13 protein-coding genes are annotated in these 17,185 nt (G+C 55.8%); 7 read left to right on the top strand and 6 right to left on the bottom strand.

Annotation, left to right across the window (positions count from 1 at the left end; genetic code table 11):
• Positions 1-89: 89 nt before the first annotated feature.
• The 3 genes from ACNJYA_RS04855 to ACNJYA_RS04845 form a co-directional block, all read right to left on the bottom strand.
• Positions 90-2,657 (bottom strand): bifunctional diguanylate cyclase/phosphodiesterase, encoded by a 2,568-nt coding sequence (locus ACNJYA_RS04855; protein WP_172785136.1) that lies wholly within the window; start codon positions 2,655-2,657, stop codon positions 90-92.
• Positions 2,658-3,011: 354 nt separating this feature from the next.
• The gene (locus ACNJYA_RS04850; protein ID WP_439365584.1) at positions 3,012-3,791 is read right to left on the bottom strand and encodes a DUF2182 domain-containing protein; all 780 of its coding nucleotides are present in this window, start codon (positions 3,789-3,791) and stop codon (positions 3,012-3,014) included.
• Positions 3,792-3,850: 59 nt separating this feature from the next.
• Positions 3,851-4,483 carry a DUF1326 domain-containing protein gene (locus tag ACNJYA_RS04845; RefSeq protein ID WP_172785138.1) on the bottom strand — a complete coding sequence of 211 codons (633 nt, stop codon included), beginning with the start codon at positions 4,481-4,483 and terminating at the stop codon, positions 3,851-3,853.
• A gap of 681 nt (positions 4,484-5,164) precedes the next feature.
• Here ACNJYA_RS04845 and ACNJYA_RS04840 point away from each other — a divergent pair.
• From ACNJYA_RS04840 to ACNJYA_RS04825, 4 genes are all read left to right on the top strand, one after another.
• Complete coding sequence (locus ACNJYA_RS04840; protein ID WP_439402143.1) at positions 5,165-6,442, top strand: phosphoribosyltransferase-like protein; 1,278 nt, start codon at positions 5,165-5,167, stop codon at positions 6,440-6,442.
• Positions 6,443-6,628: 186 nt separating this feature from the next.
• A complete protein-coding gene (locus tag ACNJYA_RS04835) occupies positions 6,629-7,771 on the top strand; it encodes a reverse transcriptase family protein (protein ID WP_439402142.1) in 1,143 nt (380 codons plus the stop codon).
• Between the two features lie 21 nt (positions 7,772-7,792).
• Positions 7,793-9,688: a patatin-like phospholipase family protein gene (locus ACNJYA_RS04830; RefSeq protein ID WP_439402141.1), complete on the top strand. Its 1,896-nt coding sequence runs from the start codon at positions 7,793-7,795 to the stop codon at positions 9,686-9,688.
• A gap of 2 nt (positions 9,689-9,690) precedes the next feature.
• Positions 9,691-10,392: a primase 1D-like protein gene (locus ACNJYA_RS04825; protein ID WP_439402140.1), complete on the top strand. Its 702-nt coding sequence runs from the start codon at positions 9,691-9,693 to the stop codon at positions 10,390-10,392.
• A 56-nt stretch (positions 10,393-10,448) separates the two neighbouring features.
• On the opposite strand, the gene ACNJYA_RS04820 is transcribed toward ACNJYA_RS04825, so the two are convergent.
• Complete coding sequence (locus tag ACNJYA_RS04820; RefSeq protein ID WP_439402139.1) at positions 10,449-11,141, bottom strand: DUF2971 domain-containing protein; 693 nt, start codon at positions 11,139-11,141, stop codon at positions 10,449-10,451.
• A gap of 887 nt (positions 11,142-12,028) precedes the next feature.
• Between ACNJYA_RS04820 and ACNJYA_RS04815 the strand changes: the two genes are divergently transcribed.
• Positions 12,029-12,409, top strand: a complete 381-nt coding sequence (locus ACNJYA_RS04815; protein WP_439402138.1) for a hypothetical protein — start codon at positions 12,029-12,031, stop codon at positions 12,407-12,409.
• 10 nt (positions 12,410-12,419) lie between these two features.
• Positions 12,420-13,253: a hypothetical protein gene (locus ACNJYA_RS04810; protein WP_439402137.1), complete on the top strand. Its 834-nt coding sequence runs from the start codon at positions 12,420-12,422 to the stop codon at positions 13,251-13,253.
• A gap of 117 nt (positions 13,254-13,370) precedes the next feature.
• Here ACNJYA_RS04810 and ACNJYA_RS04805 read toward each other — a convergent pair whose 3' ends face one another.
• Positions 13,371-14,324: an STM4504/CBY_0614 family protein gene (locus ACNJYA_RS04805; protein WP_439402136.1), complete on the bottom strand. Its 954-nt coding sequence runs from the start codon at positions 14,322-14,324 to the stop codon at positions 13,371-13,373.
• Between the two features lie 139 nt (positions 14,325-14,463).
• Complete coding sequence (locus tag ACNJYA_RS04800; protein WP_439402135.1) at positions 14,464-15,195, bottom strand: hypothetical protein; 732 nt, start codon at positions 15,193-15,195, stop codon at positions 14,464-14,466.
• A 130-nt stretch (positions 15,196-15,325) separates the two neighbouring features.
• Between ACNJYA_RS04800 and ACNJYA_RS04795 the strand changes: the two genes are divergently transcribed.
• Entirely contained in the window at positions 15,326-16,987 is a 1,662-nt protein-coding gene (locus ACNJYA_RS04795) for a hypothetical protein (protein WP_439402134.1), read from the top strand.
• The last annotated feature ends 198 nt before the right edge of the window (positions 16,988-17,185 follow it).

Raw genomic sequence — 17,185 nt, 5'->3', positions numbered from 1 at the left:
GGAGGCGCCGGACCGACAGTTGAGCAGCTCTCTTGGGCCCAAGGGGCTGCAGTGGCCGGCCATGATGACAAACGCCGGAGGAATTCAGCTCACGCCACACGCCGTTTCCGGCGCGCCGTCGGGGCTTGCCAGGAGAGGTTTGCAACCGGCACGGGCTTGCTGAAGTGAAATCCCTGGCCGAGCGGTATACCGAGTGATTGGAGCAGCCTGACCTGTTCGGAGGACTCGACCCCCTCGGCGACGATCGACAGCTTCAGCGTCTTTGCGAGCTGCACGATGGATTTCAGCACGGCGACGGTCTCGCAGCGATCGATCCTGTCGATGAAGGATTTGTCGATCTTGACCTTGTCGAAAGGAAAGGCCGTCAAATAGGACAAGGACGAGTATCCGACGCCGAAATCGTCGAGGGCGATGGAGACGCCGAGCGCCTTGAGGCGCTGGAGCGTCCTGAGGTTCTCCTCGGTGTCGGCGAGAAATACGCTCTCGGTGATCTCGAGCTCGAGCCGGGTTTGCGGAAGCCCGCTCTGCGTCAACGCAAACGTCACGGTGTCGACGAGATTGGCGCTGGCAAATTGCAGGGCGGAGAGATTGACGGCGACCTTGACGTCGGCCGGCATGCTCATCGCATCGCGACAGGCTCTGGCGAGCACCTGTTGGCCGAGCTCGACGATCAATCCCCCCGCCTCCGCAACCGCAATGAACTCTGCCGGAGGGATGTAGCCCCTGGTGGCGTGATGCCAGCGCGCCAGGGCCTCGACCGATTTGACCTGACCGGTGCCAAGCTCGATCACAGGCTGATAATAGAGCTCGATTTCCTCGCGCCAGATCGCTTCACGCAGCTCGATCTCGAGCACGTTGCGCTGATCCGCTTCCGCCTTGAGCTCCGCTGAATAGACGTGGAAGCAGCTTCGGCCGGCATTCTTCGACCTGTAGAGCGCAAGATCGGCATTGCGAAGGATCTCGTCGACCCGCGTGCCGTGCTCGGGCACGAGCGCAACGCCAATGCTGCAGCCGATCACGACGGGATGGCCGTCGATGTGATAGGGCTCGGCAATGGCCTGGACCAGCCGCGCGGCCAGGCTTGCAGCGCCGTCGCGCATCGCCGCCCGGCCCGCTGCCACGATCACGGCAAACTCGTCGCCGCCGATTCGCGCCGCCGTATCGGCATCACGGATCTGCGCCTTGATCCGGTCGGCGACCTGCTTCAGCAACGCGTCGCCGCATTGATGGCCGAGCGCATCATTGACCGACTTGAACTTGTCGAGATCGAGCAGGAGTACGGCGAACGCGGGCTCGATCCGGCGCGAGCGGGCCAGCGCCTCGTCGAGGCGCTCCTTGAACAGGTTGCGATTGGCAAGGCCGGTCAGGCTGTCGTAATGCGCGAGCCGCTCGATGCGGTCCGCCGACGCCTTGCGCTCGGTGATGTCCTCATGCGTGGCAACCCAGCCACCGCCCTCGCGCCGGCCGTAGGAGATGTAGACGACCCGCCCGTCCGGAAACTGCACGGTGTTCGAGATCTGCTCCGACTGAGCGAGCCGGTTCTTCAAATCGACGAGGTACGTCTCGACGTCGAGCACGGCGGTCTGCTTCGCGAACACCTCCCGGAAGTCCATGCCGATCCGAATGTCTTCCGGCACGAGGCCATAGAGTTCGAGCCATTGCCCGTTGAACGCGATCAGGCGGTCCCGGCCGTCGAACATGCTCAAGCCCTGGGGAAGGTTCCTGAGCGCATCCTCGAACTTGCTGGCGAAATCGCGCCGCTCGCGGTGGGCGCGATCCAGCGCCTGCTGCCGTCGCCAATGGAAGGTCGTCGCGGCGAGGATGATGAACGTAAGCAGCAGCGCGCCGCCGAGATAGACCTTCTGCCTGAAGGCGGAGCGGGAATAAATCTCCTGCTCCGAAACGCCGACGGTGAAGATGAGCGGAAACGCGCGCGACCTGCGCGCCGTGATCAGCCGGTCGCTGCGGTTCGGCCGGTTCTCGTTCCAATATTGCGCATAGAAGCCGTCGCCCAGTTCACTCTCGACGCGGCTCGGCGCGCTTTGTCCCAGCACGGAGCCCTGGTCCACGCCCCGGGCAGCGAGCACGACGTGGTTCGCATTCCTGAGCATCAGCGTTCCTCCGACGCCGAGCTTTGCGGTGTCGTAGAACCTGCCGACGACGTCGACGCTGATCGAGCCGACAACCACGCCGACCGGCTTCCCGGCGAGGTCGAACAGCTTTCTCGCGAGCTGTATCGTCCATTTTTTGGACGCGCGGCCCAGCACCGGCTTCGCCACGTAAAGGCGATCGTCGGCCTGCGACATGGTATGAACGAAGTGCTCGCGATCACCGAGATAGAGCGGCGGACCGGAATAGCCCGCCGTCGTCTCGATCATGTATCCGTCCGATCCGATCAGAGCGAGCTGGACCACGTCGCCGGTGGCGATGCGGGCCTTTTCGGACCAGAACTTCAGGCGGAAGGTCAGCGGATCCTCGGCGTAGAGTGCCCGTACCACCAGCAACGACTGATCCACGCGCTCGAAGATGCGCTCGGTGTTCTCCTCGAACAATTCGGCGACGCTGTTGCCGTGCGACCGCGCTTGCTGGATCGCATCCATCCGCTCAGACGCGGTGATTGCGAAATAGCCGATCCAGACCAGGGGCAGAAAGAACAATGCGATCTGCAGCGGACCATTCCGCAGGATCGTTCTTCCGGCTTTGTGGACTGTTCCTGCGGGAATCACGACGCGCGCCCCCGCTCCGGCCGCCAGGGCAGAACTGCGCTCGCTCGCAGTATTGGCATCGCCTTGTCTCCGCCTCGACTGCACAGGGACACCCGCGGCCGAAGGCGGCGCGCGGGTGCCGTTCATGGCGCAAAGGTAGCTGAAACAGCCTTAAGTTTCTGTTTGGACGTAGCTCAATTCTTCAGCTCAAATCATCCGTATCATCACGGAGGTCGGCCGGTTTTGAGCAATCAGGCACATGGGCATGTCAAAAGCGGCGCATTTTAACCGTCTTTGGACCGCTTTTCACATCGCGCGCGCAACGACGATCGTGCCGGACAGGATGAGGAGCACGCCTGCCGCATAACTCAGTCGTTGGCCGAACGGCAGCAGTTTCTCGCCGGCGACATAGAGCGCGATGCCGATGATCCAGGCGAGGTTCATCACGCCGCCGACGAACAGCAATACCATCAGAAACCAGCAGCAGCCGACGCAATAGCTGCCGTGGCGAAGTCCCATCCGGAATGCGCCGCGCGTGCCGGGCCGCCAATGTCGGCTGAGAAACAACAGCGGGCTCTCGCAATAGCGCAGGCAGGCCTGTTTGAGCGGCGTGAACTGATAGATCCCTGCTGCAATCAGAACGCCGCCCCCCATGATCGCGCTGGTGCTCGCCATCGCCATCGACAGCAACCCGAAGCGTTCGAACGCTCCTTGCACCAGGACGGCAGCGAGACTGAACCCGGCCCAGGTCACGAGATAGCCGGCGAGGAAGGTCCAGCTATCGGTTGCGGCGCGGGAGGCAGTCTCTTGCCTGCGCTTGACGGTCGCATACAGGAGAACGGTGGGCACCGCGCTCGGCGCCATCATCGCGACCATCATCACCCACCACATCACGAACAGCAGTACGCCATAGAATGGCGTCCACGGCATCGGCGCCATGTCCGGCATGTCGGCCATCATCTCGGTGTCCATGCCGGCGCCCGCAGCGAGGTAGGCCCAGGCGAGCGCCACCACTGCGGCGGTCCCGATCGCGACGATCAGCCGGTCGCGGTGGAGCAAATGTTCCAGTATCGAGCGCCCCTGCATCGACTTGTCCATAGCGATGAGGAGCTGACACCGAGGTTTGTGTCGGTGTCAGCGCCGCATCATGCCGCAACGCCCTCCGGCGTCTGCACGACATTGGCGAGCGAGCTATGCGTACCGCGGGTCTCGAACGGAATCGCGCCGGTCGAGCGGATGTTGGCGGATGCGACCTCGGCCGCCCGATGTTCGAACCCCTCGGGCATGACCACCTGGATGCGATGCGGATCACCGGTCACCGGATTCTTGATCGGCTCGACATCGGTCTCGAGCACGCCCCTGGCGAGGAGCCTTGCGATGCGTCCGTCCTTGTCGAAGGAGAACTCGAACGGCACAAACACCGGATCGTGGATCTTGGTGACGATCATGCTGACGATCTGGAAAAGCGTGCCTTCGGCCGAATGCTTGCCGGAAAAGATATCGAACAACGCCTGACGCTGCTCCGCCGTAGCGCGTTCGTCGATGATGGGCTGGATTGTCCCGTTGCCCTCATGCAGCGGCCCAGGGAAATCGACCGTGATCGCAAAGCAGAGACCATCGAGCCTGGTCCCTTCGAAATGTCCCTTGGCGATCCGCATGGCGACCAATCCCTTGCAATAGCCTTGGGTCGGCCGTGCGTTGAAATCGCAGGGGCAGCCAAACGCGCAGCTGCAGTTCTTCATCCATTCGCCTTCGAGACGCCAGTCCGATGCAGCCATGGCACATCTCCTGATGTGAGCGGGGACGCGGCAGCCGTTGACGAATTTGTTCAGCGTTCTTGTCGAGGCAAGGCGAAAGGCGCGAGCGGGATCGAGATCCGATCAGAAGGCCGGCATCGCAGAAAAAGTATGGTGGCGAGCTGCCGTTTACCGTCCGAGGATCATATCAGCGGCCGCCGGCCACGTATACCGAACGAGGGTAGTGCCTCAGGGGCAGCCACATCTCGGGGATATCCGACGTCAGAGCCATGGTGCCCAGGGGCGGATTGCGCTTTCCGACATCAATGTAATTGAAATGTCGAGAGAATTTCTAGCAGGCGCTGGGAATGTTTACCACCCCCGTAACACACCAATGGGCTTTTTCGGCGATTAGGAAGTCAGCTAAGCGAAATTGACCCGGGATGTGGCGCTCCCTAGGGGAATCGCGCAGCCAACCCGCAACCGATTGAAATTTTGGCACTTTTTGAACGCCGAGGTTAGCGTTGTGAAGCACGGTTCTGTGGTGCCGTCGGGTCCCGAGTCTTGCTGCCATGACGCCCGTCTGTACGAGTGGCACATGCGCTCGCACGATAGATACCTTGCAGCTCAGAACTCACGATAAGCATTGATGTCAATTCAGCCCCGCGGGTCCGACCTATCGCTTTCCAAAATTCTGTCCGCAATCCACTAATAAGAGTCTTCATGGCGTCAGGAATTCAGGCGTCCCCGCACAAGCGCGAGTCTGTCATCATGCCCTTTGCCGAAAATCCAATAGCATCAGAATGGATAGATCAGTTTGACGACTCCGATCGAGATGACGCTAAAGCACTGCTGAATTCGATGCTTTTGGTCAGCGCGGATGCTCTGTTCGCGGGCCTTCGAAGCCTTATCGTGAGCCTAGCAAAGAGCGGAGGCCCGCTCGGCCTGTACGCGGAGCGAAGGGTTATACGGTATCGTGGAAGGCCCGTAGCCCTTTTCAAGGAACATTTGGCGAAAAATGGTCGTCTACGTGCAGCGGGTAAGGGTCCATCGGCAGTCGATGCATCAGACCCCGACATAGGGAGCGAGGGTGTTATCTCTACGCTAATCACAGGCTTATGCCGTGAGAATCCTTCAATGTTCCTCTCCCATCCGGGTCCGGACGAAATTCGCTCGCAACGAGTACGGCGCTTTGTAATCGTGGCAGACTTTGTAGGCAGCGGGAAACGCGCTACCACCTACTTGGACGCCGCTTGGCGAGTTCGTTCTGTGAGGAGCTGGCATTCCGGCAAAAAACTATCCTTCGATGTAGTTGCCTATTCTGCCACGACAGGCGGCCGGAAATCCGTCCTCGAACATGCGTCCACACCGACGCTTCATATCCTCCACCCGTGTCCAACTATTCACAGTGAATTTGAGCGTACTATCGATCGAATGACCTCGCTTTGTATGCGCTACGATCCAAGAGGACCAGACCCCGAAAGATCACTGGGGTACAACGGGGCTGGTACGCTCATCGCGTTTGCTCATGGCTGCCCCAACAACGCTCCGAGAATGCTCTACACTCCAGGCGCCGCATGGAAGCCACTCTTCCCCGGTCGGGCGACTGGAGCTGCCGCTTCGAGCGGCTTCACTCGGAGCAATGCGCTATCTGATCCAATTACGGCGTTGACACGCATGGGCGCCCAGCGCCTTGCAAGCAGTGCTTGGTTATCTCGGTTAACGGAAAATGGCTTGGCGATGCTGGTGCTTCTAGCCGCACTGAGAAGGCGTCCTCGTGACGAAGTTGCACTCGCAAGTCGAACCGGGCTTTCGATAATTGAAGTCCGAGCGAATCTTGCGCTTGCCCAGAACTTCCAGTGGATAGACGCGAAGAACCGACTAACAGACGCTGGCCACGCCGAATTGCTGCAGGCAGCCAAACAAAATTTTCCACAGCCACTTCCAGTTGCAACGAATAAGCTTTATGTTCCGTCCTCGCTGAGGATGCCAAACATCTAGTACTTGCTGGCCCGCTTAGGGCTGGTAGCGCGGTGTCTTTGACATCGTCAAGGGGCGAGGACTACCTCTGCTCTTCGGATAAGCGTACGCTTGCGACTGAAGTTGGATTGCGACCGTCCCCAAGAGGGTATGTTCGTAGCCTCACTCCGGCCGCAACCCATCATCATCCTTCGGATGTCGAAGTAGATGTCTTCTTGGCATCCTCAGCAGTTTCGTGATAACGCACTGGCCGCTGGGCACGACCCTGAGACGGTCGCACGTGCCGTGTCAACTGGCGTTAAGACTATTGCAGTCAATGCGACGCTGCCGCCAGTATTCACCCTCAAACATCTGGCCATCGAAGCAGGGGTGTCTTACGAATTTCTCCGATCGATTGTCGAACGGAATATCGATCCTTATCGATCGTTCCGAATTAAGAAATCTGTCACCGAGCCTATTGAAGATAACTATAGACTTATTTCTATTCCTGACCCGCGCTTGATGAAGGTTCAGCGTTGGATCAATCGCAACATCCTCAGTCGCGGCCACATCCATCATGCCAGCGGCGCTTACGCTGAGTTGTCAGACATCAAGAAAACAGCTTCTGTACACTGCGGTGCACGTTGGCTAATCAAGCTCGACATAAGGAGATTTTTCGAGTCCATCTCGGAAATTCCTCCATACCGTGTCTTTAGGGGGTTGGGTTATCAGCCGCTGATCGCGTTTGAGATGAGTCGTCTCTGCACTAGGAGGCGTGCCAGCGCCATTGGCGCCAGACATTGGGCCGTCCAGCATGGTCGTCAGACCATTTCTGCGTACTATGCTGCCACCATGGGTTATTTACCCCAAGGCGCCCCAACAAGTCCGATGTTAGCCAATCTCTCCATGTATTCATTCGACGAAGAAACGTTTGCAATCGGATCTAAGTACGGATGCAACTACACTCGCTATGCGGACGATATCGCATTCTCGACAAAGAGGCCGGACTTCTCTCGTCAAGACGCTGTATCGCTTGTAAGCGACATTTACGAGAGTATGGGCGCTCGCGGGCTGTCACCCCACTTTTTGAAGACCAAACTGCATCCACCCGGGTCGCGGAAGGTCATTCTCGGTCTTCTTGTTGATGGCAACTCGCCTCGTCTCACTAAGGAATTCAAAGACCGCATTCGGATGCACATCTACTTTGTGGTGAAATTTGGCGCGATTGAGCATCAAAGAAATCGAGGCTTCGTTTCAGTGCGCTCGCTTCGCAATCACATTGAAGGATTAATCAGCTTCGCTGGCCACATAGAGCCCGCGTTTGCCCGAGAGGCGAGAATTAAGCTGTCGTCTGTGGCTTGGCCCCTTTAGCAATGAGTTGATTGAACGCGCATGGACAAAACGTCGTTTTTCAAAAGCTGCCTTGGTGTTTTTCAGGGAGGCGGCTGCCGCGCAGCAGCCTTCGCCGGCGCTTACGAAGAAGCGATCCGGAGAGGTGTTAGTTTCACAGAGGTCGCAGGTACATCAGCCGGTTCTATTGTCGCCGCGCTAATCGGTGCTGGTGCAACACCCTCGTTCGTTCGCAGCAAATTAGAGAAATTAGACTTTGGGATTTTCCTTGAGAAGCCAGAACGAACAGCTAAACGCGCACTTTATTCGCCCGCCAGGTACTCTAGCTACGCGGATTTGTATTACGATCAAGGATACCACTCCTCGTTACCTATCAAGGAATGGACGGAGGCTCTCCTTAGGGAGCTACTGCCTACCGAATCGCAACCTATAACTTTCCGTTCGCTGCCTTTTCCGACCTATATCGTATCGACCGATTTGACGCGAGCAGAGGCTAAGGTGTGGAGCCAGGACACGACCCCCAATGAACTGGTATCTGACGCGGTGCGTGCTTCGTGCTCAATTCCGTTTCACTTCCAGCCGATCGACAAACGTTATGTCGACGGTGGACTGCTCAGTAATCTTCCTGCACACGTTTTCGCAATCCACGGAGCAGCGAGGCGCTCATTAACAAGTAATATTTTGGCATTTAGCCTTCACAGTGAAACTGAGCCTCCAGTGGATTGGAACATCAAGACGTTCTTATTCCAGTTGGCTAACGCCTTGGTAGACGGCAGCACTCGGCTACAGCTCGAACTTCAGCCGAGCGTCAACCTCGTGAAGATCAATACTGGCAAGATCCGGGCAACCGACTTCGACAAGATGACGGAGGAAGTGACTCAGACGCTCATCAAGAGCGGCGCGGAGGCGACCAAGACGTTTTTTGATCAGGAGCGAATGCATATCCGAAGGCCCACGCACCGCACTGGTGTCTGTTCCGACGTGGACGAATTCTACGCTCGCATAACCGAGACACTTTCTTATCCAATGGAACGACTGATTATAGCCGAGCACAATACTGATTGGGTTTATAAGCTGTTTCCGACCATCTTCGCCCTCAGAGAGCGCGGCGTTAGAATTGACGCGATTTTGCCGGAGAATGGTGATCGGCCTGGCGACGGGGCTTATCGCCGACGCCTGCTCGATGGCCTCGGCGCAAACTTAACAGTTTTGAATGGCGAGAGTTTCGTGCCAATACGAGCGACAATAGTTGTTCCAAATGACAGGTCTCAACTGCGTGCGCTGGTCGGCGTGGATCAACAGCCAAAAATTCAGACGAATGCTGTTTCATACGACGGCTACCTCGATGCCGGCGTTGTAAGAACCGTCTTCGAGAAGCTCTCCTCGCTAGTAACTCCAGCCGACGCTGGGACGATCCCGCAGCTAGAGAGAATCCCACATGAGGAGTGTATTGGGCTGCTAAGGAAGGTTGGCCAGTATTCAACCCTCGGCGTTTCGATTTCAATAGAGCAAGTGAAACTATCAGACCTAGTTGCGACCTCTAGGTTTACGCGAGAGTTCAAGTACAATCAGATCCGCCATTTGGCCGATTCTTATCGACGTCTAGGCCTCGATCTATTCGAGCCAATCGCAGTCAAACTAGCACGCGGCTTGAAATCCATTGTCACGCCCCCAGTTGTTGAAGAGGCCGGGGGAAAGTACATTCTAATTGAAGGCTCGACCAGAGCGACTTTCTGCAGAGACGAGGGAATTTCTTCATTCAAGTGCGCGGTTGTCCGGGGCGTATCTGCTCCTTTGCCAAGCCGCACTTACGAACTCAACCGAGTCCGAATTACCGGGAGGGACCTTCCTCCTTCGGAGCGCTACGAAGGGTTCGAATACGCGCATTTTAGGCACATCGAGAGGGCAATGCATTCAATCGATGGACCAGGAAGTTAGTCATGCCTCAGACAGCGTCTGACCTCGTCGTTGAAATCCTACGCAAACAGCCTAGAATCTCCGCTCTTCACATCTTCTATCCAATCCCGTCACCACCAATTCAGCTGATGCCCGAATTGACGGAGGACGAGCGATCAGTAATAGACCAATCCTTGCAGCTGAGATCGCAGACGGATTTCCCGTTCTGGGATTGTCTCTTTCAAGTTGCTGCAAAATCCACCGTCGAGATGCCGAACTTGCTTCGGACTGCCAAGCGACACAACGCGCAAGCCACGGCAATGGAGCGGATAGAGCGGTCAGACGTATTCGCTGGTGCGTTAGCTGCAAAGGCCCAGAGCCTGCGCTCGGAACAAGTTCTAGCGCTTTCATCAAGGGTTGAGTGTACCGATGGCGACTTTATGCACCTGCCAATGCTTGACTTGCACTGCAAGAGCAGCGTCGCAAATGACCGACGCGTGAAGCAAATTTTGAATGCACTAGGTCTGAAGGGCTATATTCTTCATTCTGGCCAGTCGTACCATTTTTATGGGACGCACCTGATTGAAACGGAGGCTCTAGTCACGACGCTCGCGCATGCCTTGCTATTCGCTCCGATTATTGATCGCGCTTGGATTGCCCACCAGCTTATTGAGCGGGCGTGTGGCCTGCGTATTTCGTCTGGCAAGTCGTACAGCACTCCACCAAACGTGATTGACACAGTTTAAACTCGGCAGAGCGGCTGGAAGTCGTTGCAAGGCTACGAGAAGCTGCCATTCGGAGATTACGTCAGCTCCGGCCGCTTCACTTTTTTCCAACTGTGCCGATAGCCGGCAACAGCCATTTGATGAAAGTTGATAGTTCTTCCGCCCATAGCTTTCAGGATACGCGCCTTGTTGTCGGGCGAGATTCGTGAACCGAAGTAAACATCGGTCACCACATCGCCATCATATGCAAGCTGCCCGGGATAATCACCCAAAACTCGCCACTCTCGCTCATAAGCCCAATTGTACTTTTTCTGACTGAGTATTTTTTGAGCCGCTTTAACGACATCAGCCTTGTCATGCTTTGAGAGATAGATGGGGGCGTCAGCGTAAGCAACTCGAACTAGACGCGCACTTTCAGGCAGATTGTCCCTTAACTTAGCAGACGAATAGGCGATGCAGATGCCGCGGTAATTGTTAGCGTAGTGAGCCCACATTAGCTCGTTGTCATATGTCTCGCTAAAACACGCGATTCCGGTCGCGCGTTTAGCATTCAGAATATCCTTGTAGGTCTGACGCCACTGCGGCTCCCTCTTCAGTCTACCACTCGGCTCGTAAAATCCCTCCATAGGGTCGTTCATACCCTTGTAAGTCGACGCATAGACATACCGCTCCAGGAACGCACTTACTTCGTGATCAAGGTCGTCGGGTCTGTCGAGCCGGCAGTAGCGGTACAAGCGCGGCGGCAAATCGGGCAAACGAACTTGGGCCATATATTTCCATATCGATTATCCGACCGCATTGACTATTTTCGAGCGCTGGGTCGGCGGTTTGCTTTTAGCAGAAGACAAAGCCCCACACCGCGTTCACCTTTTCTCGCCACAGAGATTCGGGGTAAGGCTTTTCGGGCAGTTCACGAGTGCAGCCGTATAATGCTTTGAACGGCAGCCATCGTCATCTGCTTGATTTGCCTATCAACAATTGCAAGTTGGTTCTGTAGTTTATGGCCCGTTCCGCCGCACTCACCATGCGGAAGCAGCTACGCCTGCGATCATCTGGAAGCGGAGACAGTCGTGCCGGTGACAATGAAGACATTTCAAGCAGCAGTCTGGGAGCGGATCGCTCTGACTGACAGCGCCAATAATGTAGCCGATGCAGAGAACGACCAATCCTCCTACACGGCCGATAATCACTAATGTCATAACTTTGCGCTCGTACGTGCGCCCGCTAGCCGCAAGGCGCACACACGAACGGGCTAGCCAATATATTTTGATTGTCTCACGCTTCTGACACCGTGCAAGCGCGGCTGCAGCGGTCGTGTCGATTGTCAAAGGTGGGAATCGAACTACCGTCAAAACGTGAGAGTAGGCAGCAGCGCTCGAAAACTTCCCTACTCTCACTCCTACTCTCACCGAGGCACACCACGGTGCTCCGCGAGAGAACATTCAGCGGACAGATGGGAACCGAACTACGGGAGGATTTGTGAGTAGAAAGGAAATGGTGCCCAAGGGCGGAAGCGCTGGCCAACGATTTTGCAATTGAAATTGTTGGATAATTTCTATCACCCGGCTGACATGTTTACAAGCGTCGTTACGCAGAAAGTTGACCCTTTCCCGAGACTCAATGAAGAATTGCAGTTCGGAGAACGAGGTGGCCGACTATGTTTGAGCAGGCACTTGTGGTGAGGACCGGCGACAAGCCTGATCAAGCAGATGTGTGCCTATTGGCTGAAACTCTTTTCTTCTACGGCTCAGTTCATCTTCTCCTTAACGCGGGCGCACTGGTTGCGCATGTGACCAAGTTCCCCGAGGGCGACTTCTTACGATTGCTCGATAGGAAGGAGGTAAAGTTTTCCTACCTTCGTCCAGCCTTTGCCGTGATGACCAACGGCCCCCCGCCGCTGCACGACTTCGGCGCAATGACCCTTCACGCTGAAGGCATCGGCAAAAAGCCGCTCAACTTCCGAGAAGATATGGAGGTCAGGCTGGAGCGGGCGCTAGGTAGTTCGACAAACGAGACGGTATATCCAGAGGATAGTTGATCAGGCGAAGTTGCATAGGTTTGACGGCTCGCTTGAGAAAGAAAAGACAATTCCCGATTTGGCCCGTGAAGACGCGAAAGACCCACAATTTATCGAGTCAGCCGCACGGGCCGTGCTTCGTTACCTCGTGCCCGAATTCAAGCTGCCGGACGATTTCTACTTTAGACTGATCAACATCGAGGGCCAATTTGCGGTTGACACAAATCTCGACTTCCAATCGATAAACTCGACCTATCGTGTTCGAGTGCCAGTCGAGCATAGTACCATCACATCGGCCTATGTACTTAGCCACATCATTGATGCGCGAGCTGACAGCTTCTTTGCCGCGTACTACATGGCGGAGCTTGTCACGTCACCAATATACAGTGACCTGATAAGATTGAAGCATTTCGAGTTTCTTCGCCGACGCGGCGAGAGCCTTGAACAGCAAGCTCAGTTCAGAGATTTAGTTGTGCCAGAGTTTCCCACGCTAAGGGAAACAATTAACAGCGGGACACGCTCCTTTAAGGAGTTTCTTGAGCTTCTGGACCGTGCAGATAAATTTAAAGGCTGGATTCAAAAAGCAAATCCCGATGCCGGCCTGATTCAAAGTTACCACCGCGCGGCCACAGAGGCGACCTGGGCAGAAAAAATTCCATCCCGATCCGTTCGCTTCGTTGTGGCAACAACCCTGGGTCTGGCTGCGGAGGCCATTGCGCCGAGCGGCATCGGAGCGGGTTTAGGCTTGACTGTTGGAGCCATGGATAGCTTGTTCTTGGACCGACTCATCAAAGGTTGGCGCCCCAATCAGTTTGTCACAGGACCATTGACCGACTTCCTGCGCGGCCCGCCTCGATATAGCTAAGGTTACGCATCAGAGCAGTTGAGCGGCATCCACCCTGGCCGCGTGGGGCCCGCCTGTATGGCCCATCGGGCACACGGTGGGTGACTCCGGCTCCTAAGAGGCCAAAGGCAAATCGCTCTAGGGAAGCCCCCTCTCCGCCTCCACAAGAAAGAGAACCGTGGCGGCGGTCATATGAAGGACGTAAGAGACAAGCTCGTCCGGCACCTCGGGCGCAGGTCCAGCGCCGGCTCCATGGCCCGCCTGTCTGTTGCGCGGTGTCGATATGGCCGACTCCAGTACGCTGCGCAATCCGCTGAAGTGCCCCTGCCAATATGCAGGAATGAGGCCGTTTGTTAGGCAAACATTCACAAGGTCTTTGGCTGCCGCCTTCGGATCGAACGGCCATTTCCGCTTGGTACAGATTACCTTCATGGTGCTCTCGAAGCACTTGTAGCAATCGACCAAAGCCTCTTGCTTCTTCCCGTGTCTAAAGTGCTCATAGGCGCTCAGAAACTCATCCTGCGCATTCTTGAATGCCTTGCCGCGCAGGACGGTTAACGCCGGCACCACCACCACTTTATGGACTAGTTGCGAATCTACGCGGACAATCTGACCATCTGTATATTGATAACCGATGCCATTCTCTTTGAAGCGAGTGTTGAGTTCTTCGGTGGCTTCGGTCGCGATCTTTCGAGCACCGTCGCCGCGTCCCGCATAATTGAACTCACCACAAACATTGTTGATCACCCTAAAGCTTAGCTCAATCGCATCAAGAACCTTGGTAGGCTCCTTCTCCGCCAAGAACCATTCAATAAGCTCAGATCGAGCTTGACTCGGATCATTCGGATTCATGTACCGAGAAACAAGCTGAAACACGCTGTACTCGCGTCGAAGTACCTTCACTATCTCATGATACCATTGTTGCATGTCCTCAGCGTAATACTCGCTCTGGTTTGGATCGCCGATGGCGTCGCTCCAGATATGAGCTACCTGAGTGCGAAATCCTTGCGGTATCTCGTCGTAAGAGAACACATCAGGCGCTTGGCCAAGCTCGCGCTTTCTGCGCTTAGAATAGAGATCGAAGACAGGCATTACTTAATCCTCCATGCACGCACAGCATACGCAGCGGAGACTGAGTCGCGAACTCTGCAGCCCTGGCTCATCGCGCACCGCAGGAGCGGTTACGCCGGACCGAGGCTGAGGGCCGCGCGGCCCGCTAAGAAGAGGCCAGTCACCTCTCGGTAGTTTGATCGCCAAGAAGCCCTCGAAAGTCCCTTTGCAACTCCTTGGTTGCCGGACCAGAAAGCCTCTCTATCTTTGCTTGAATCCCAAGCCATTTCGTCGTTCTTTCTGCGCCCAGGTCTCCATAGTCCACACCGTAGAGGAACTGAAAGAACGCGAACTTCAATTCGTCGGCGATAGCACGCACTTTATCAGCAGCAGCCTCTGGGAGATAAATCTCCTTTGTTCGAAATGTCCGAATGAACTTATTCGTTGCCTCTGCCGCCTTCAGTCCTCGCTCCGCGCGTGACGTGCCACCAATAGGTTCGAACGCCTTGGTGTAGTCGGCCGCTGCATCCAACGCATCGCGCAGATCGGCGTGGACTTCCGCAATAATCTCTGCTCGCTTTGAGTGGAGGTGTGAAAACTCGACATTGCGTTGAGCCGCAACGACAGCCAGTTCACTTTTCAACCGTTCAATCGCTACATCACCCTGCGCCTTTAGTTGCGCTTTCAGCTTCTCCAATTCTGTATCGTTGCTTGACTTGAGGTCGGCCTTCAGAATTTCCAATCTTTCCTCATATTCGCTCCTGATCGCGGCTTTGATCTTTTCGGCCAGATACGTTTTCGCCACAAGTACGCCGCCGCCAGCGCCGACAAAGCATGCCAGCACGTAAGTCCCCAAGAGTTGAAAGATAGCCATCCCGATGTGCACGGCATCAGCCGCAGAATTCCCGGTCATCAACCCGCTCCACCGCCGCTCGGAATCCCAGATAGGATGCTATAATTACAACCTTTGAACGATTCGCAATGTCCTGCGAGGCACGACCGTGAGCTCACGAGATGAATTGCTTAAACGCGTGCGAGACGATGTGGATACCATCGCCGATCTCGTTAGGCGCACAAATTTCCCCTTAGAGGACGTCCTGGACAAAACGAGCCTTGACGCTCTCTGCGACTCGCTAAGACTTGATCCAGACTATTGGAGCGAGGAGTTTTTCGAGACGATTTTTATTATCCGCGATGGCCTTTACCAGTTCCGGAATGATCTCCGGGACAAGGATGACGAGGAGGGCGTCTACCCAACGGAACAGCTGCTATCGGCCATGGACCGACTGTATGCGGATCTAGAGCGGGCGATGCGGTCCTTGAACGCTGAGGTAATTATAAGCGCCCAGGCGGAGATCGCAGCGCTTATGCGGACCCCTTACATAGACGTGCGGCTCATCCAACAAAGCGTGTTGGAACTTAAGGACGACGTTAACGAGCTACTCACTCGCACACACATAACGTATCAGCACTTTGAAGTTCATTTAATGCGCGTGAGCAACACTGAGGTTCTGCGAACCGCAAAGTTGGTTGTTCAGCGAATGAGCGCGACTGCTTTCGCGATCAAGCTCTCTCTGGAGCAGGATGTCGTCTATCAGGGCATATTCCGATTCCTGCAACAAGGAGCAGACAAAATCGTAGATGAGCTGAAATCACTGGCCGAACATTTCAAGAAGGCATATCGGGACGAGAGCGACTTCACGGAGGACCTTTCGACTCTCGTGGCTAAGGGCAGTAAAATCTCCCGTGACATCGCGAACCTCCTGCATCAAGTTTTTAGCGATAGGCCGATTGAACAAAAGCAGCTTAAGCTCAAGACACGTGCTGCTTCCATTGGTGAGCCCATGGTTTGCGCAACGCGGCTTGGGGAAAACAGGCTAATCCTAGGCGGAAAAGACGGCTGGGTTTACGTACTGGACGTCCTCACCGGCAAAGTTTCCGACCGCCACCGAATCGGCGAAAGAACCATCAATTGCCTAGCCCGCTCTTCTAGAGCCGTGGTGGCTGGAAATGAAGAAGGCCTCGAAACGATAAACCCCGCCACTCTTGTGAGCTTGGAGTTCGATTCAATCTATCAGGAAAATGTGTCAGCGGTTGCTGTAGCCAGTTGGGGCGTCGTGAGCGGGACGCGAGATGGAATTGCCAGACGTTGGAAACTAGATGAGACCACGCTGTTGAAATATGGCGCCGAAAAGCTAACGCTCGGCAGAAGTATCCAGCGCATGAGCGTGCTTAAAGAAGAGGTCGTAGTGGCAGCCGGACAAAACCTCTTCTTCATAAATGACCACTTCTCGGTAGATCGAAAAATTCCGATTGACTTTACCATCTCGGATATGTGCCCGATGGATCACAGCAGCTTAATCCTCTGCGGTGAAGGAGCACTGGCCCAAGTTAAGCTCTCGGAGGGAAAATACACTAAATACATCGCTGCATCAGAATCGACAAAGTACACCTGCGTGGCCGGCATTGATAGCAAGACATTCTGCGCGGGAAATGATGACGGTCTGTTGACCGTATTCGACGTCGAGTCTGAGGCAGAGATCGGTGCGACCAACGTCCAATTTCCACTCCGAGGCATGATGCGGGTTAACGACAAGCTAGTGGTCTACGGAGGAAGCTGGAAGGGCCGGTCCCAGAAGACGATAGCCATTCTGGACTGGGAGGAGATTATTCATAGGTCGAAAGAGTTTGATCCTAGGCGCTAGCGTTCCCCATTTGCCCGCGCTCGCATGCTCCCCTGTATCCCGCAGGCACGCCTCGGCTAACTGGATTTGTGCGGCGGCCGCCGAACTTGAATAGAGCGAATGAGCCCGGCCGATATTTTGAAAGGGGTCTAAAACGCGACTGGTGACCTTGTGGCAGCAGCACTGCAATTCCCCCCCTACTAGGCATCTCTACCCTGC

The sequence above is a fragment of the Bradyrhizobium sp. BLXBL-01 genome (genome assembly GCF_051853025.1).
Classification (GTDB): Bacteria; Pseudomonadota; Alphaproteobacteria; order Rhizobiales; family Xanthobacteraceae; genus Bradyrhizobium.
Note: the sequence above shows the minus strand (reverse complement) of the source record. Positions and strands in the feature narration are given on the sequence as shown.